This window comes from Rhizorhabdus sp. P4_G6, assembly GCF_056401045.1.
Genome location: NZ_JBFUKC010000017.1, coordinates 43386 through 60307 on the forward strand (window position 1 = coordinate 43386; position 16922 = coordinate 60307).

13 protein-coding genes and 1 pseudogene are annotated in these 16922 nt (G+C 62.6%); 7 read left to right on the forward strand and 7 right to left on the reverse strand.

Going from position 1 to position 16922, the window contains the following annotated elements; genetic code table 11:
- From AC1DPF_RS15405 to AC1DPF_RS15415, 3 genes are all read left to right on the forward strand, one after another.
- Positions 1-633, forward strand: a complete 633-nt coding sequence (locus AC1DPF_RS15405; RefSeq protein ID WP_477962231.1) for a class I SAM-dependent methyltransferase — start codon at positions 1-3, stop codon at positions 631-633.
- 135 nt (positions 634-768) lie between these two features.
- The gene (rpoZ, locus tag AC1DPF_RS15410) at positions 769-1110 is read left to right on the forward strand and encodes a DNA-directed RNA polymerase subunit omega (protein WP_477872611.1); all 342 of its coding nucleotides are present in this window, start codon (positions 769-771) and stop codon (positions 1108-1110) included.
- 179 nt (positions 1111-1289) lie between these two features.
- Positions 1290-3395, forward strand: coding sequence for a RelA/SpoT family protein (locus AC1DPF_RS15415; RefSeq protein ID WP_477872609.1), 2106 nt, complete (start codon positions 1290-1292; stop codon positions 3393-3395).
- 12 nt (positions 3396-3407) lie between these two features.
- On the opposite strand, the gene AC1DPF_RS15420 is transcribed toward AC1DPF_RS15415, so the two are convergent.
- From AC1DPF_RS15420 to AC1DPF_RS15445, 6 genes are all read right to left on the reverse strand, one after another.
- Positions 3408-3734 carry a hypothetical protein gene (locus AC1DPF_RS15420; protein WP_477962233.1) on the reverse strand — a complete coding sequence of 109 codons (327 nt, stop codon included), beginning with the start codon at positions 3732-3734 and terminating at the stop codon, positions 3408-3410.
- Between the two features lie 196 nt (positions 3735-3930).
- Complete coding sequence (locus AC1DPF_RS15425) at positions 3931-4842, reverse strand: SMP-30/gluconolactonase/LRE family protein (RefSeq protein WP_477962235.1); 912 nt, start codon at positions 4840-4842, stop codon at positions 3931-3933.
- A gap of 27 nt (positions 4843-4869) precedes the next feature.
- Positions 4870-6144 carry an alpha/beta hydrolase domain-containing protein gene (locus tag AC1DPF_RS15430; protein ID WP_477872603.1) on the reverse strand — a complete coding sequence of 425 codons (1275 nt, stop codon included), beginning with the start codon at positions 6142-6144 and terminating at the stop codon, positions 4870-4872.
- Positions 6145-6365: 221 nt separating this feature from the next.
- Positions 6366-6518 (reverse strand): hypothetical protein, encoded by a 153-nt coding sequence (locus AC1DPF_RS15435; RefSeq protein WP_477872601.1) that lies wholly within the window; start codon positions 6516-6518, stop codon positions 6366-6368.
- Positions 6519-6546: 28 nt separating this feature from the next.
- Positions 6547-7128, reverse strand: coding sequence for a nuclear transport factor 2 family protein (locus AC1DPF_RS15440; RefSeq protein ID WP_477872599.1), 582 nt, complete (start codon positions 7126-7128; stop codon positions 6547-6549).
- Between the two features lie 18 nt (positions 7129-7146).
- Entirely contained in the window at positions 7147-7980 is an 834-nt protein-coding gene (locus AC1DPF_RS15445; RefSeq protein ID WP_477872597.1) for an SDR family oxidoreductase, read from the reverse strand.
- Between the two features lie 646 nt (positions 7981-8626).
- On the opposite strand from AC1DPF_RS15445, the gene AC1DPF_RS15450 reads away from it, so the two are divergent.
- From AC1DPF_RS15450 to AC1DPF_RS15465, 4 genes are all read left to right on the forward strand, one after another.
- On the forward strand, positions 8627-10054 hold the full coding sequence (locus AC1DPF_RS15450) for an amidase (RefSeq protein ID WP_477872595.1): 1428 nt from the start codon (positions 8627-8629) through the stop codon (positions 10052-10054).
- Between the two features lie 499 nt (positions 10055-10553).
- The gene (locus AC1DPF_RS15455; protein ID WP_477962237.1) at positions 10554-13106 is read left to right on the forward strand and encodes a TonB-dependent receptor; all 2553 of its coding nucleotides are present in this window, start codon (positions 10554-10556) and stop codon (positions 13104-13106) included.
- 390 nt (positions 13107-13496) lie between these two features.
- On the forward strand, positions 13497-15233 hold the full coding sequence (locus AC1DPF_RS15460; RefSeq protein ID WP_477962239.1) for an FAD-binding protein: 1737 nt from the start codon (positions 13497-13499) through the stop codon (positions 15231-15233).
- A 43-nt stretch (positions 15234-15276) separates the two neighbouring features.
- On the forward strand, positions 15277-16518 hold the full coding sequence (locus tag AC1DPF_RS15465) for an MFS transporter (RefSeq protein WP_477872589.1): 1242 nt from the start codon (positions 15277-15279) through the stop codon (positions 16516-16518).
- 204 nt (positions 16519-16722) lie between these two features.
- Here AC1DPF_RS15465 and AC1DPF_RS15470 read toward each other — a convergent pair.
- Positions 16723-16922 (reverse strand): annotated as a pseudogene (locus AC1DPF_RS15470) (IS5/IS1182 family transposase); the annotation flags it as partial.

Here is a 16922-nt window from a genome sequence, read left to right on the forward strand (position 1 = left end):
ATGGGTGAGTTTTCGGCCGAACAGGCGCTGGGAAGCGGCGTGAAGGCCCGCTCGGCATCCACCGCGACCAACCCTCTGGCGTTGTTCTTCCGCGAGTTCCTCCGCCACCCCGTGATGATCGGATCGGTCATCCCGTCGTCGAAGCGCACGATCGAATCGATGCTGTCTCGGGTGGACTGGGCAAATACGAAGCTGTTCGTCGAATATGGGCCGGGCGTGGGCACCTTCTGCGGCACCATCCTCGAACGGCTCGCCCCCGATGCCACCTTGCTCGTCATCGACACCAACCCTGTATTCGTCGATTTCCTGCACCGCAAATTCGCCGACACCCGCTTCGTTGCGGTTCACGGCTCCGCCGAGGACGTCAACGAGATCGTCGCCGCGCATGGCTTCGACAAGGCCGATTATGTGCTCTCGGGCCTCCCCTTCTCGACATTGCCCCAAGGCGTCGGTGCTGCGATCGCGGATGCGACCCACCGCGTTCTCGAGCCAGGCGGCGCTTTCCTCATCTATCAATATTCGCCCTATGTGCTGAAATTGCTCGAACCGCTGTTCGACCGCATCGACCGCGATCTGGAATGGTGGAATATACCGCCGTGCGGTCTCTTCTGGGCGTACAAGGCGGCCGCGTGAGCTTTATCGGCGAAATGGACGGGACGGTCGGGTGTGGCATCCCCGTCATCGAGCGAGCCTCCATTTTCCTTTACATTTTCGCATAGCCCTGTTAGCCGCGCCCTCTTTCCGAATTCAGCTATAGCGGAGCGTTTTATGGCGCGCGTCACGGTCGAGGATTGCGTCGACAAGATTTCTAACCGGTTCGACCTTGTTCTGATGGCCGCCCAGCGCGCTCGCCAGATCTCGGGTGGCGCCGAACTGACGATCGATCGCGATCGCGACAAAAATCCGGTGGTCGCGTTGCGCGAGATCGCCGATGAGACCGTCATTCCCGACGAGTTGCACGAGGCGCTCGTCTCGTCGCTGCAGCGCGTCCGCGTCGACGACGATGATGCGCCCGATGAGATCGGCTCGCTGGCGGCTTCGGCCGAGGCGCTTCGCCTCACCGCCGCCGCTCCGCCGCGCAACCAGAATATCGGCGGCGACTACGAGTAAACCTTGGCGGGCGAGATCTCGCGATCTTCGCTTAGCGTTTGACAGACATGCCGGCTCGCCTCCCGGGAGGCGGGCCGGTGTTGCTTTTGGGGAACGCGGCGTCCGGCTTTTGGCATAAACCCAGCCAGTGCCGACATTTGCTTGTTGCATCCACAGCGGCGCCACCCCCACATAAGCATGTGCTAAGACAATATGAACTTGTGGATCGGGTGCTGGCCTACGACCCGGACGCCGACGAGGCGTTGCTGAATCGCGCCTATGTCTTTTCGATGCAGGCGCATGGCAGCCAGAAGCGTGCCAGCGGCGATCCCTATTTCAGCCACCCGATCGAGGTTGCCGGCATCCTGACCGACCTCCAGCTCGACGACGAGACGATCGCAACCGCCATCCTCCACGACACCATCGAGGATACGGTCGCGACCGCAGAGCAGATCGAGAAGAGCTTCGGCCCGTCGGTGGCGCGGCTTGTCGATGGCGTGACCAAGCTATCAAAGATCGAAGCCCAGACCGAGAATGAACGCGCGGCGGAGAATCTGCGGAAATTCCTGCTCGCCATGTCGAGCGATATCCGCGTGCTGCTGGTCAAGCTGGCCGATCGGCTGCACAATATGCGGACGCTTCATCACATCGGCTCCGAAGTGAAGCGGCGGCGCATCGCCCGCGAGACGATGGACATCTACGCCCCCCTCGCCGAGCGCATCGGCATGTACGAGTTCATGCGCGAGATGCAGACGCTGGCGTTCCAGCAACTCGAGCCGGATGCCTATGCCTCTATCACCAAGCGGCTTCATCAGCTGCATGAAGGTGGCGGCGATATTATCTCGCGCATCAGTTCGGGAGTGCGGTTGCAATTGAGCCGGGCCGGTATCCAGGCCGAGATCCAGGGCCGGGAAAAGCATCCTTATTCGATCTGGAAGAAGATGGCCGAGCGGCACATCAGCTTCGAGCAGCTGTCCGACGTGATGGCATTCCGCGTGGTCGTCGACGACATCGATGACTGCTATAAGGCGCTGGGTGTTCTGCACCGACGCTGGCCCATGGTTCCCGGCCGGTTCAAGGACTATGTCTCCACCCCCAAGCGCAATGGCTATCGGTCGCTCCACACCTCCGTGATCCACTCGGAGAAGATGCGGATCGAGGTGCAGATCCGTACCCGCGAAATGCACGCCCAGGCCGAATATGGTCTCGCAGCCCACTGGGCCTACAAACAGGGCAAGCCTTCGCGCGAAGCCAGCAGCCATAGCTGGATCCGCGACCTCGTCGACATTCTGGAGCACGCCGACAATCCCGAGGAGCTGCTCGAGCACACCAAGATGGCGATGTACCAGGATCGCATCTTCGCCTTCAGCCCGACCGGCGAGCTGATCCAGCTGCCCAAGGGATCGACCGCGATCGACTTCGCCTATGCCGTCCATACCGATGTCGGCGACACGACAGTTGGCGCGAAGGTCAATGGCCGGGTGGTGCCGCTCAGGACACCGATCGAGAATGGCGATCAGGTCCAGATATTGCGCTCGAAGGCGCAGGAGCCGCAGGTCGAATGGCTGACCTTCGCCTTCACCGGCAAGGCGCGCTCTTCGATCCGCCGGTCGGTACGGCAGAAGGAGCGCGAGGAAACGATCGCGCTCGGCCGCAAGTTCTACGACGAGATCGTCAAGCGCATCCCCGCCCAGCTGGGGCCGGAAGCGCAGCCCGAAGCGCTCAAGCGCCTCAAGCTGCCGGACGAGGATGCGCTGATGGAGGCGATCGCCCGCAAGCTGGTCGATGACGCCACGGTGATGGATGCGCTGATGCCCGGGAGCGCCGAAAAAGCGGGTGTCAAGCGCAAGGAAGGCGCGCAGAGCGAGGCGATCTCGATGAAGGGACTCACGCCGGGTGTCGCGTTCCAGCTCGCCGCTTGCTGCAATCCGGTGCCGGGCGACCGGATCATCGGCATCCGCCGGCCGGACGAGCCGGTCGAGGTCCATACCATCGACTGCCGCAAGCTGGTCGAGAACCAGGACGCCGATTGGGTCGATCTTGCCTGGGGAGACGGCTCCGATGGCGGCACTGCGAAGCTTACCGTTATCGTCAGGAACGAGCCGGGTGCGCTTGGAATCATGTCAGGCATATTGGGCGCGCACCAGGCGAACATCGTCAATCTTTCCCTCTCGCACCGCGACGCCGCCTTCCACACCTATGACGTCACGATCGAAGTGCATGACGTCCAGCATCTGATGAAGATTGTCGCGGCGCTACGCGCGGCGGATGCGGTATCGCAGGCCGAGCGAACGCCAGCGGGCTGACCGGCCTGCTATCTACAATCCGAGTTGGGCGAGGCTGCCAGGCACGACCGCGCGCAGCTCGATCAGGCTGGGGGTAGCCAGAACCAGCCCTAGAATGATGTCGAAGGTGCGGATCGGCCGCAGCCGGTTTCCCCGCGCGGGCCGTCGTCCCAGGTCCTGGACGGTTATCCACAGCATCGCACAGCCGCATGCCGCGGCCACGGCCAGCAATATGATGAAGGGCAGCGCGGCGATTTCGGGCCACACGGCATAGATCGGCCACAGGACGAGGGCAGCAAGCCCCGCGGCGCTGCCTGTACCGGCGATCTGGTGGATTTTCCATGATGTCGGACGGATCATGCCGGGTGTTGCGCCTTGTGCGAGCCGGGCGTCAAGGCGCGATACACGTCCTGCGGCAATCCGGAATGCCGGAAAGCCCCGACGCATGCGCGAGGGGGCTGAAACCGAAGCTTGTATGGCTATGTGGAGGCACGCCGATCATGATCGGCGAAAAAGCCGCCGACATGATCCTCGCGGCGGCCTGACGCTCCCGCCGTCAGGCGTTGAAGTTGAGCCGCAGCCCGGGTCGCGGCCAGCGGCATTTGAACAGCTTGCCGGTGCCCGACGCGGTGATCCAAGCATCACGCATGTCCGCGCCCCCAAAACAGATGTTGGTCACAACCGGATCGGGGAAGCCGACGTGCTCAACACCGCCCGCCGGATCGAAGATCGAAATGCCGCCGTTCATGATCGTTGCCACGCAGACCTTTCCGTCTGCCTCTATCGCGAGGCTGTCTAATGGCTGGTAGCCCGGCAGCGGCCCGAGCACGACTGGAGCTTGTCCCGGTTCTTTCTCCTGGGCCAGCACGCCCGGCGCCTCGATCGCGAACGACCACACACGGCTCGTGTAGCTCTCGGCGGTATAGACGCGCGCTTCGTCGGGCGAGAGCCCGATGCCGTTAGGACCAAATAGTCCACTCCGCATTCGTCGGATCGATGATCCGTCGGGCTTGGCGTAGAGGATATGGCCGATGTCGAGCTGTTCCTGGCCGATCTTGCCCAGGTCGGTGAACCAGAAGCCGCCGCTCTTGTCGAACACGATATCGTTCGGCCCGCGTAATTGCTTGCCCTCGCAGGATTCATAGAGCGTCGTGCTAGCGCCGGTTGCGAGATCGACTCGCTGGATAGACCCCGTGCGATAGTCATCCGCCTCGCCCGACGGCATGCTGAAGCCTCCCTCGTCGGACCAGCAGAACCCGCCATTGTTCGTGACGTATACCGCGCCATCGGGGCCGATCGCGGCGCCGTTGGGTCCGCCACCGAGCTCCGCGACGACCTCGATACGGCCATCTGGCCACACTCGCGACAGCGTCTGGCGCCGCATCTCGACCAATATGATCGATCCGTCCGCCATCGCGATCGGGCCCTCGGGGAATTGCAGGCCTTCCGTTACGATTTCGAATTCCATGGCGTTGTTCCTCTCAGTTGTGCGCCCTCACCGAACGTCCGGCGGCAGCGCCCTTTCGACACGATCGAGTTCAGCGGTCCTGTCCGACGCGAGCAGATAGCCTGTCCGAATGAGGTGGTCCGCTCGCCTCGCCACGAGTGAGCGATAAGTTTGCCTGCTGCCGTAGCGCGCGCCGATTTCGGCCGTGGACCAAGGCTCCCATCCCGAAAAATTACCGCAGACGTCGTTGATCGAACGGACACCGACTGGCGATAAAGCCGGTGGAGCGGGCCGCCCGACGGGTGCGGTGGCTTCGATCAGCCCTATCCCGCCCAAGGGCACGCCGTCCACGTCGGCCGCCGGAATCCAAAGCGGTGCGCTGCCGAGCCGGTTGATACCAGCGAGTTTTGCCGGCGCGGGCGCGAGCATGAACGGCGCGTCGGGCGGCAGCCGGTGTCGCGTCGCCGTCCGGATGCCAATCGCGTCGGCCAGCCCCAGCAGCAGCGCGCGGACCGCCGTCGCATCACTGACCGCGTTGAGCGCGACAGGCTGTCCGCCATTGCAGCCCATCGCCCCGAACAGTTGCGCGAGCGGCGCGTTCGTGCCGGGCGCGTGCGCCGCCATCGTGGCAAAGCGATGAAGCCGCGCGGGACCCGGCGCACGCGCAAAAAGCCCGGCGCGCAACCGATAAAAGTCGGTAAGCGCGGCGAGATCCACCAGGACAGGGTCGCTGCGCGGCCGCCTGAGCAACTCCGATGGCATGAGCGGCGCGAGGTCGGGCGGCACGTAGGGAAATTGTGCGCCGCCCGCGGCGAAACGATTGATCGCCAGTACCACGCCAACGCCGTTACGCGTAAACACCCCTTGATAAACACCGCGACCGTTTGCCGGATCGACGTTGAAGCCTTCGGCCACGACGCTGTTGACCAGCCACGCACTCTGGCTAACGCCGGCAAGGATCAAGCGATGGAAGACGGGGATTGGCGTCGATCCGTCGCGGAAACGGCCGCTGAGCCAACGACCGAAATCGCGCACGATCACCTCGCCGACGCCTTGGGCATCCGGCGGTACGCCCGAGGCGATCCCGACCTGCCACTGGATGAGTGCAAGCGAGAGGTGCTGTCCGAGTAGGAACCGTTCGCCATCCGCGCGCTGAGCGGCAGGGTTCGCGACTCCTGCATCGCGGGCGGGCAAGGCGGCCAGGGTAGACAGCGCCCCCATGCCGCGGTTCGCGGCCTCCACGATGATGCCGTCCGCATTCGCTGCCCGTTGTGGCACGAGCAGCTCGAACGCAGCGGAATAGCGCAGCGCGGAAGCGCGCATATGCGCCGATATACCCGCCACCCCCTCCTCCGGCGAGACTTGCCCGTGAATCTCGCCACGAAGCCGGCGAAAGGCTATTCCCCCGAACACGCCTGCCGGAATATTCTCGCCAATCTCGACGGACGTCACCGCGGAAACCGGATGAGCGGCTGCGGGCGCGACTGCGATCACCAGCAGCAGCCAGAGCTGCGCAGCCCACGCCATGGCGTCCTTCGGCCTAGTCAAAGACGGCTCACGCCGCTGCCGGACGCGCGCGCTCCAGCGAGCAGTTCGAGCGCTTCGAACGGGGTGCCGCTGTGCTCCGTTTCCCAACCGGTTTGCCCGGTTGCGCGTTCGGCTCCGCGGCTCAGTTCCCGCGCACTCGGAAACAGCATGGCCTCTCTCCAATGGCCAAGCGGCTGCTCATTCGTAGTCTGACCCCGGCGCCGGCACGAGGCGAGCCCTCCGGTTCAGAAGGGGGCGCAGATAGGACGGATCGGATCGCGTCTGGCTCGGCAATCCGCTTGCATAGGGATCTGGCGCATTAGCGAAAGGCAGGGGCGCGCCCTCGACAAGACACATCGCCTCGATGATCGCATAGCGAAAGGCAATCTTCCAGTGACCGTCCCGCCTCTCGAGCCGATCAAGATAGCGGCCCCAACTTATGCTGTTTTTGCCGTCGACGTTCGAACCGGAAAATATCCAGTATGTCTCGGTGTGGGCAGTGTCGCCGTCGATGTCGCAGCTTTGGTTGGTGAGATGGTGCAGCGTCGTCTTGTGGAAGCGCTTATGAGTATCGTAGATCCAGTCAAAGAATTCGTCGGGTGTGCCATTGAAACCCTTGTGGTCGTCTGTCCCGTCAGGGTGGAAGACGGTGAGGAACAGTTCCCTGTCGAGCCGATCGTCTCCGCGCGCAAGGCGAACTACGCAGTCTCTGATCGCCTGGCGATCCTCAAGATTCTGCAACCGCGCTTCGAGCGCCGCCAACCTGCTTTCGTCTGACATCTTCCTCTCCCCAAGCTTTCAGCCGGCGTCCAGCGGGTTTCCGGTCGCCAGATTGCCCCAGCGGAGCGCCGCGACCATGCCTCCGTCGATCAACAGGTCGGTGCCGGTGACGTAGGCCGCGTCGCGGCTAGCCAGCCACTCGACGCAAGTGGCGATTTCCTCCGATAGCCCAAGCCGCCGGATGGGCTGCGCTGCGATAGCATCATCGACGGGTGAGCCCGCGTTACGCTCGAAGGCAATGCCTGGTGTCGCGATGATGCCGGGGCTCACCGAAAGAATCCGGCCGCCGCGCATACCCCAGGCAGGCGCCAGCGCTTGCACGCGGAGCTGATTGCAACGCTTTGCAAGCCAATAAGCGCCCATTCCGGTCTCCCAGCCTTCGACCCGCTTGGCGATCGCAATCAGCTCAGAGGCCGGCGCCACCGCGAAGGCGCGCTCGACCTCGGTCGGCACGGGCGTGTAATATGCGGCATTGCTGGCGATGAAGATACCGACCGAGCCATTGCCGACGAGTGGAAGAAATGCGTCCATCACCCGGATCGTGCCGAGCATGTTAACGTCCAAGATGCGCTCGGCATCTGCCATGCGGGGCGTTAGGCCGGCGGTATTCAACAGGCAATCCAGATTGCCCAAGCCGCTTGCGCGATCGGCAAAGGCTTCGACCGAAGCTGGGTCCGACACATCGATCAGGCTGGAATCGACATCATAGCCGTCTGCTGCAAGCTCGGAAGCCTTCGCTTTCAGAACCGCAGCGTCAAAATCGCCGATCAGCAGCCGCCGCGCCCGTCCGAGCCGGCGCGCGCAGTTGATGCCGAAACCTCGTACGCCGATGACGACCGCTAGTCCGCCCAATTCCAATCTCCTCGTCCCGGCCACCCCGCTAATTCCTCGAAGCGGCGCCCGCCACGTCCTAACAGGTTAGAGTTCAAAGCAGCGCGGCGTCAGCTGCTCTTCGTTGCCGACGGTACCGCGCGAATCCTGTGTCAGCTTGGCGGCAATCGAACGGGCTCGCGATAGACTGCGACGGCTGCTTCTGGCCGGCGGGGGCAGGGCCAATCACTGGTGCGCGTTTCACCGAACCCCCGGTTACTGGCGCGTATCGACCATGGCGGCACGCGCGCCGTCCTCTTCCCCAATGACGTCGCGCTGGGGCCCGATCGCATGCTCTACATGGCAGATTCGGGCGTCCCGCCTAAGAAAATGTCGATTCCACCATCGATGATCGTCTGCGCGCAAGCCTTGTAAACGGGTGGGTGGGCTGATCGACGGGACACCCGTGCCGGTAAATGATCCGACAGACAGAATGAGTGTTATTGCGCAATATCCCGACCTATGTTGCTGCCCTCCTATCAGATCATGCCCCGCTGTTCCGATAGTGAGCCAGAAGGTCGGCGAAAAAGGGATATGGCTTGGGCGACCAGGGGTAGCGATGCCGGGAGCAGGCCATCGGGCCGCGCCGTCGCGCTTCATCCGTCCGGCCACAAGCAGGGAGGAGCACGTGAGGGATTTCTTTTTCGAGCACGATTGCCTGGACGTCGCCCGCATGGTGAAAAGCGGCGAAGTATCCGCTACCGAAATGCTCGAGCTGTCGATCGAGATCGCGGAAACGCTCAACCCCACATATAACTTCATCGCCCAGCGCCATTACGAGGCCGCCCGCGCCGACATCGCTCGCGGTCTTCCGGACGGGCCGCTGACCGGTGTGCCGTGGCTGCTGAAGGACCTCAACATCTACATTGGCGGCCAGATCACCGAGGAAGGCAGCGCGTTCTTCCGCGACAATCGCGCCACTGTGACTTCCGAACTGGCGCGGCGATACAGTGCCGCCGGGCTGGTGACTTTCGGGCGCACCACCACCCCCGAACTGGGCATGACCCCCAGCACGGTGACGGCGCTGCATGGCGCCACCCGCAACCCGTGGAATCCGGACCACATTGCCGGCGGCTCCAGCGGAGGATCCGCGGCGGCAGTCGCGGCGGGMGTGCTGCCCGCTGCCCATGCGACCGACGGCGGCGGATCGATCCGCATCCCGGCATCCTGCTGCGGACTGTTCGGCCTGAAGCCCAGCCGCGGGCGCATCCCGCTCGGCCCGCCGCGGACCGAGGGCTGGATCGGAGCGAAATGCTCGCACGTCGTCTCGCGTAGCGTGCGCGACAGCGCGGCGCTGCTCGACGCCACCCACGGCATCGAATCAGGCGCACGTTATGACGCGCCCGCACCGGCGCGGGCCTTTCTCGCCGAAGTCGGCCGCGACCCCGGCCGGCTGCGCATCGCGCTGCAGGTGAGGCCGCTGGCAGGCGAGAGAGCCCATCCGGACATTGAGGCCGCCGTCCTGGAGACAGCGCGGCTGTGCGAGGAATTGGGCCACCAGGTGACCGAGGCAGCGCCGGCAGTCGACGGCGATGCGTTCAACCAGGCGTTTTTCGCGATCATGGCCGCCTCGACCGCCGCGAACCTGACCGAGCGCGCGAAGCAGACCGGGATTGCGGTCGGACCGGAAATTGTCGAGCCGCGCACCCTGTTCATCTACGATATCGGCATGCAGGTGTCAGGCTGGGAGGTGATCCGCGCCAACCAGACGATGCAGGAGGCGGCGGTGGCTGTCGCCGAGCTGCTCCGTGATTTCGACGTCATCCTCTCGCCGACCTTGGCAACGCTGCCACTGCGTCAGGGACTGCTTGATCCGCTGTCCAACGATCAGGAGACCTACAACCGCCATGTCATGCCCTTCGGCGCCTACACTTCGCTTTACAGCGGCACCGGGCTGCCAAGCATGTCCGTGCCGCTGGCGTGGTCGTCCGCCGGGCTTCCGATCGGCATGATGTTCTCCGGCGGCTATGGCGCCGAGGGTCTGCTGTTAAGCCTTGCAGGGCAACTTGAGCAGGCACGGCCCTGGGCCGGACGACGCCCGCCGCTGGCACGATGAGCTCGGGATGATTCCGTGCCAGCGGCGCTAAACCGGGATCTGAGAACAGGACCGGTAATTGAACTGAAATTGACCGGCCTGCATGGAGCAAGGCCGACTTATGGGGCTTGGCGAGGCCTCACGGATCATCACAATTTTTGGTGGATCGCTTCCCGGTGGGGTTTGCCCCAAACCGCTATCGTGCATCGTAGTCGCCGCCGTCCGTGGTCTGCCTTGTGAAAACTGGTCCTCCATGCGATTTGCTCCGCAGGGCGCCCTGCTTGTCACTTGCGTGGTCTTTGTTCCACGCGCCCTCGCCTGAAGGGGTACCCACATCGACGGCTGGCATCATCCGCCAGCAGGAGCGCAGCTGATAGTCCTTTCGGACGAAGGCCAAACCAGGCACAGCTTGCAGATAGCTTCGCGCGAAAAATCGCGGAAAATGCTTTGTCGCAATATAGCGTATCGCATCAATATACGGCGCCTCACATCTGCGCTGAATCCAGACGGGGAGGATTCCATGAAACATATTCAGATACTCACGACAGCATCGGCACTCGCTGTCGCCATGAGCGGTTCAGCCGCGATTGCGCAAGACGCCGGGCAGACGCCGACTGCCGTAGATAGCGGTGGCATCCAAGAAATTGTGGTCACGGCACGCCGGGTCGAGGAGAATTTGCAGCGCGTGCCGGTCGCTGTTACCGTGCTGCCGGCGGAGGCGCTCCAGCGCCGCAATGTCACTGCCACGAACGACCTGCAGTTCAGCGTCCCCAACCTGCAGATCAAGCCGAGCAATACATTCCCGTCACAGCCCGAGTTTATTATCCGTGGCCAGCGTCAGGTGCTGAACACCGACGAGAACGTGGTCACCTACGTGAATGGCGTGCCGCAGAGTACGCGCGGCCTCACCTTATATGACCTGGAGAGCGTGCAGGCGCTGAAGGGCCCACAGGGCACCTTGTTCGGCCGTAATTCGATGGGCGGCGCCATGTTGTTTACCACGAGCCGGCCCAAGTTTGTCCCGGAGGCAAAGTTCGAGGTGGAAGTCGGCAATTACGGCCGGGTCCAGGGCACGGTCATGGGCAACGTGCCGTTGGTAGACGAAAAGGTCGCTCTGCGCATCGCCGGGCGGATCGAGCGTCAGGACGGCTTCTTCAAGAATCTGAGCCCAGGACAAAAGAACCTCAACGACCGCCGCAACGAGAGCGGGCGGGCGACGCTGCTGGTGAAGCCAACCGACGTTTTCGAGAACATAACCACCATCGACTATATCCATCGCGACGAGGTCCCAACGCCGTCGCTGATCGAGGCAGCGCCGCTAGCCGGCAACTTTTTTCGCGGCATCACGCAGCAGGCGGTGACGCAGCAAAGCGCGTTGGGCGGCGGAACACCTCTGATCGACACCGCTAACGGCCTGCTCATTCGACAAGGCAATCCGTTCCGGTCGGTTGCGAATACTCACTTCGGCGACGTCCTGACAAAGGCCGTTTATCCCGCACTCAGCCATTTTGCCGCGCGATCCAATGTTTACGGCCTGGCGAACACGACCAGCTTCGATGTGAGCAACTCAATCACGCTCAAGAACATATTCGGCTATCGCTACGAGAGGGCATACGATCATCAGGATCCGTCGGGCCTGTCGGGCATGACCTTCGACGTCGGCCCGCTGCTCGGCGCTCCTGCCGGCGTGATTAGCGGACAGGCCACAAATAACGATACTTACTATTTTAATAAGTATAGATATTTTTCGGACGAGTTTCAGCTTATCGCAAAGATGGAGAATTTCGACTTCATCGCAGGCGCCTTCTACTCGCATCGCAAGCACCTGCTGTCGGTCAACTCGACCTTTGTCGTTGGTCCGGCGTCCTTCTATGGGCCGCGGCCGGTCCGCCATCAGCAGCTGGACGATACGGGCAAGTCGGCCGCTGTGTTCGCACAGGGGACGTACGACTTCAGCGGGATTGGCCTTGAAGGCGTGCGGCTGACCGCTGGCCTGCGCTATACGCGTGAGAAGAAGTCGTACATCACTGAAAACTTCTTCAGCACAAGCAACAATCAGCTGCAGAAGTTCGGGCCGAGCATTCCGCAATCCTCCTGTAACGAGCTCAATAGTACGCTTGGCAACGCCGTCGCGGTCAATAACGGCACGCGGTGTGATCTCAGCTCCCACCGGACCTACAAGGCGCTCACCTGGACCGGCTCGCTCGAATATCAGGCCGCACGCGACACGTTGCTCTACTTTGCCACCCGCCGCGGCTTCAAAGCGGGCAGCCCCAACCCGACGACGCGCCTGCTGGAGTTCGGCCTGTTCGGCGCCGAGAAGATCACCGACTTCGAACTTGGCCTCAAGCGGCAGGGCGAGCTCGGCTCGATCCCCTACCGCCTGAACATTGCAGGCTTCATCGGCAAGTATAAGGATATCCAGACGCAGGACATCCTTCAGTTCTGTTCGAATACGGCCGCCAATCCAGCGATTCCTGCTGCTTGCGGCACCTTCACTGACCTGCTGGTCCTCAACGTCGGCAAGGCGACGATCAAGGGTGTCGAGGTGGAGGGCACGATCAAGCCGTTCCCCCAGCTCCAGCTCGACTTCGGCTATTCCTATCAGGTCGGGCGCTACGGCAAGGGATCGGTCGTTCCGCAGCCGACGAACCCCGCGCTTCCGGTAGCTAACTCCAACCCGATCAACTTCGCGGGTGGTGTTAATCTGCAGGGTGTGGAATTCGCTGGCGTGCCCCGTACGAACCTCACAGCATCGGCCACACTCAACGCGGATTTCATCCCCGAGAGCTTCGCTAAGACGCAGCTCAGCGCGAACTATTATTATCGCAGCAAGACCAAGGGGCTTGCAGTGCAGGGGATCTACCAGACGCCCAGTTTCGGTACGTTCGGTGCGCGACTGTCCTTCAATGAACTGTTCGGATCCGACTTCTCGCTTGCAGTGTGGTCGTCCAACATCACCAACAAAAGATACAAGCTCTTTTGCTCGAACAATCTCAACAGCATCGGCTATGCCGCCTGCAAATGGGGTGATCCGCGCACTTATGGCATGACTGTTTCCGTTAAGTTCTAGATAGAACCCTCAAGCCAGAAACTCTGCCCGTCTCGCCGGGCAGGGTTTCTTTCTTTCTTTCTGGAGGAACGACATCGGGGGAAAGGAGCATGAGATGCAAGGAATGGGATAAGCCCGCCCCCCTCCGAGTAAGGGAGGCTCAAAAAAGTGATATCGTCAGCTATGCGTGACGGGGAGCCTGGCAGGCTTTCCGTTTGTCGGAACCCCTCCGGAGGTCCATGCTGATTATGTGGCCATAAACGCAGGTCCCGGAGACCCAAAGGGTCGGATGCGCGGTCACATACGACTTCTACCCGATCGCAGGCGCCGCGCTCGGTCCGGCGATGACATTCGGTATACTGGCTGCGGAACATGTCGCGCGGCCCAGCAGCAACAGGGAGATCCTTTAAGATGGCAACTGCCGCCCATGCGACCTTCGGACCGGAACTCGCCGAACTACGCGACGCAGCGTCAAGCAAGATCGAAAGCCCCCTGCAGGCCAGCGCAATCGACAGATGGCATGCGGAATATGACGTCGTCGTCGTGGGCTTCGGCCTCGCCGGGGCCAGCGCCGCCCTGGAAGCGGCGGAACACGGTCTGAAGGTTCTGCTGCTTGAACGCTTTCAGGGCGGCGGATCCAGCCAAGTGAGCGGCGGCATCGTCTATGCCGGCGGTGGAACGCATGTTCAGCAGGAATGCGGCGTGTCGGACAATCCGGAGGCGATGGCGGACTATCTACGCAAGGAGGTGGACGGCCTGGTCACCGACGATACCGTGCGGCAATTTGCGGAAGACAGCATTGAAACGCTGGCCTTTCTCGAGCGCTGCGGGGTCCACTTCAGCGGCCCGAAGGCCCCCAAGAAGACGTCGCACCCGACCGCCGAATATTATCTCTATTATTCCGACAACGGCACCGTCCCTGCTTATATCGGCAAGCATCCTCCGGCCGAACGCGGTCACCGAACCAAGAATCCCGCACTTGTCCCGGATGCGCCCCCCCTGCGCGGGAAGAAGCCGCATGGCGGTTTCGTCGAAGGCGCGGACAATGGCTGGTACCTGATGGAGGCCGTCAAGCAGACGGTCAGGGCGCATCCCAACGTGACGGTTCTTGAACAGACGCGCGCGAAGCGTCTGGTGATGGACGGAAATCGCGTCGTCGGCATCCAGGCCAGCGTGCTGGGTGGTCTCGCCGCGGCAATCCACAAGCGCTCGGTCACCTTGGCGTCGAAGCTGGCGCTTCAGGTCATCGGCCTCGACCGACCGTTCGCCAAGGCGTTCCGGGCGGCCGAAGGAAGCGGCAGCAGCCGCAACTTCCGCGCGCGCCAAGGGGTGGTGATCGCAGCCGGCGGCTTCATCCGCAACCGCGGGATGATGTCGCGATATGCCCCGCGCTATCTAAAGTCTCTGCCGATCGGCTCCTTCGGCGACGACGGCGCGGGGATTCGGCTCGGCGCTTCGGCAGGCGGCGTCGCCGCGCACCTCGACAAGATCTCCGCCTGGCGGTTTATAAATCCGCCCTATGATTGGACGAAGGGCGTCGTCATCGGCTACACCGGCGACCGGATCACCAACGAGGAAGAATATGGCGCGCACCTATCGCGCGCGATCTACGAGATTTCGGACGGGCGGGCCTGGCTCGTCGTGGATCAAGCGATCTGGGATGCGGCCTTGGCCGAGGTGAATTCGGGCAAGTTGTTCGCCTTTCAGCAGTTTCCCGTCAAGCAGGCGCAACGCAGCGCAAAGAAGGCGGACACGATCGACGGTCTCGCGCGAAAATTGGGCGTACCGCCCGCGAACATGGCTCGCGCGGTTGCAGAGTACAGCGAAGCGGCGCGGACCGGTGCGCCAGATCCGATGGGGAAGAGCGACGGTTGTCGCCAAGCGTTCGGCGATGGGCCGTTCTACGCGATAAACCTCGCACATGAAATGCCGGTCAGCCCGATCACGTCGTTGACGACCGGAGGATTGAGCGTCGACGAGAAGACCGGTGGTGTTCTTGGGCGCGACGGCAAATCGATCCCCGGCCTTTATGCCGCCGGCCGATCGGCGGTTGGCATACCATCGAACAACTATGTCAGCGGACTTTCACTCGCAGATTGCGTGTGGTCGGGACGACGAGCAGGTCGTGCCATGGCGGATGGCAAGTGAGGAGCCGCTTGCTGCCGGAACACGAGCAGCGGCCAGGGCTCGCATGACGATACCGATCGCTCAGGTCATCGAGGAGAGCGATTTGCCAAACCGAGCGTCTGCAATGGAGGACGAGGATCGGGCGTTGAGCCGCGCGAAAGTCGCTACCATGACGCTGGTGGTCGCGAGTTCGACGTTCAACGCCATTACCGCCGACGCCATGGTCTCGGCGATGCCGCAAATGACGCGGGAATTCGGATCAGGCGTCAACGCCGCGTTCATGGCGCAGATGATCTTGGTCACGCCGTCGCTCTCGATCATCGTAGCCGCGCCGCTCGCTGGCCTGCTCGTGCATCGGTTCGGGTTCAAGACTTTGATGATCGCGTCGCTACTGCTCTACGCGCTGACTGGTGGTTTCGGCTTCGTGGCACCCGGAAGCGCCAGCCTGATCGCTTCGCGTGTCGTGCTGGGCTTCGCCAGCGGACTTCTGAGCGCCTTGGCACTCTCGCGCGCGGCGGATTTCGACCTGCGCTCGGGCGCGAGGCTGCTCGGTTTCGCCAATGCGATGGCGGCCACGACGGCGATCGCAAGCTTTGTGCTGGGCGGGTGGCTGGCACGTGAATTCGGGTGGCGTACCGCTAGCCTGACTTATCTCTGGACGCTTGTCCTGGTTCCTGTCGTCCTCATGAGTAGCTCGATGGGTGAGCGGAAAGTGCCGCTCGATGGCGCCGCTCCAGCGGTGCGCTTTCCGTGGCTCGCCACCCTGCCGACATATCTGTTGGTGCTCGGGATTTTCATGGTCGTCTACGGGTCGTCGATCGAGGGACCCTTCGTCCTCTCCCGACTGGGGATGAGCGATCCGGCGCAGGTTGGCGTGGCAATCTCTGCATCTGCTTTTCTCTGTGCCGTGACCGCCTTCGGCTATGGCTGGATAGCAAGACTGCTCGACGACCGCCTTCAGTTCGTGCTGGTGTTTTTGGCGTTCGCAGCGTCGACGGTGATTACGTCCCTCGCCGCCAGTTCGGCGGTCGCTATAGTCGGACTGTCGATCACGGGCGTGGGATCGGGCATACTTTCGCCGCTGCTCGTCTCCCGATTGATCCGCAAGGTCCCACCCGCGCACGTGGCCACCGCGACCGGCCTGTTCGGGAGTGCGACCTTCGTGAGCGTGTTTCTGACACCCGTCGCCTACAAGCTCATCGTCGATGTGGGCGGGGTTCACGTCTATACGGGCTTGGCCGCTTTCATGGGCATCGCGCTGCTGGCGACGATCTGCATGGTCATGACCGGGCGTCTCGCTCGCTGAACGCGGTCGCCGTGCGAGATGCGATTTCATAGATGGCGCGAGGTGGCAGCGCCTGATTGGCGGCCAGGCCACCTGCAAGAACGATTAGAGTGATTTCGAGGCAGATGGAGGTCATCTGCCGGCTCGGAAATCACGAAAAACGGACAAAATCTAGACTTGATCCGGTTCAATCTGAACTGGATCGAGTCTAGGCTGAATCGACATTCAGCACCAGAAGCTGAGGGCAGCGAGGCATAGGCTAGCGAGATAGTTTTGCGGGATGCGATCGTATCGTGTGGCGATACGGCGTAGCTGCTTGAGTTTACCGATGGTCCGTTCGATGCGATTGCGCAGCTTGTACTTGACCGGATCGAAGGCTCGTTTGCGGGGCATGCAGACGCGCTGCGGGATGATCGGTTGAGCAC

What these genes read in the sequence shown, in the direction of transcription:
- AC1DPF_RS15455 (WP_477962237.1), top strand. Translation starts at nt 10,554, where the DNA reads ATGAAACATATTCAGATACTCACGACAGCATCGGCACTCGCTGTCGCC.
- AC1DPF_RS15420 (WP_477962233.1), bottom strand. Translation starts at nt 3,734, where the DNA reads ATGATCCGTCCGACATCATGGAAAATCCACCAGATCGCCGGTACAGGC.
- AC1DPF_RS15425 (WP_477962235.1), bottom strand. Translation starts at nt 4,842, where the DNA reads ATGGAATTCGAAATCGTAACGGAAGGCCTGCAATTCCCCGAGGGCCCG.
- AC1DPF_RS15435 (WP_477872601.1), bottom strand. Translation starts at nt 6,518, where the DNA reads ATGCTGTTTCCGAGTGCGCGGGAACTGAGCCGCGGAGCCGAACGCGCA.
- AC1DPF_RS15460 (WP_477962239.1), top strand. Translation starts at nt 13,497, where the DNA reads ATGGCAACTGCCGCCCATGCGACCTTCGGACCGGAACTCGCCGAACTA.
- AC1DPF_RS15405 (WP_477962231.1), top strand. Translation starts at nt 1, where the DNA reads ATGGGTGAGTTTTCGGCCGAACAGGCGCTGGGAAGCGGCGTGAAGGCC.
- AC1DPF_RS15430 (WP_477872603.1), bottom strand. Translation starts at nt 6,144, where the DNA reads ATGCGCGCTTCCGCGCTGCGCTATTCCGCTGCGTTCGAGCTGCTCGTG.
- rpoZ (WP_477872611.1), top strand. Translation starts at nt 769, where the DNA reads ATGGCGCGCGTCACGGTCGAGGATTGCGTCGACAAGATTTCTAACCGG.
- AC1DPF_RS15440 (WP_477872599.1), bottom strand. Translation starts at nt 7,128, where the DNA reads ATGTCAGACGAAAGCAGGTTGGCGGCGCTCGAAGCGCGGTTGCAGAAT.
- AC1DPF_RS15465 (WP_477872589.1), top strand. Translation starts at nt 15,277, where the DNA reads ATGACGATACCGATCGCTCAGGTCATCGAGGAGAGCGATTTGCCAAAC.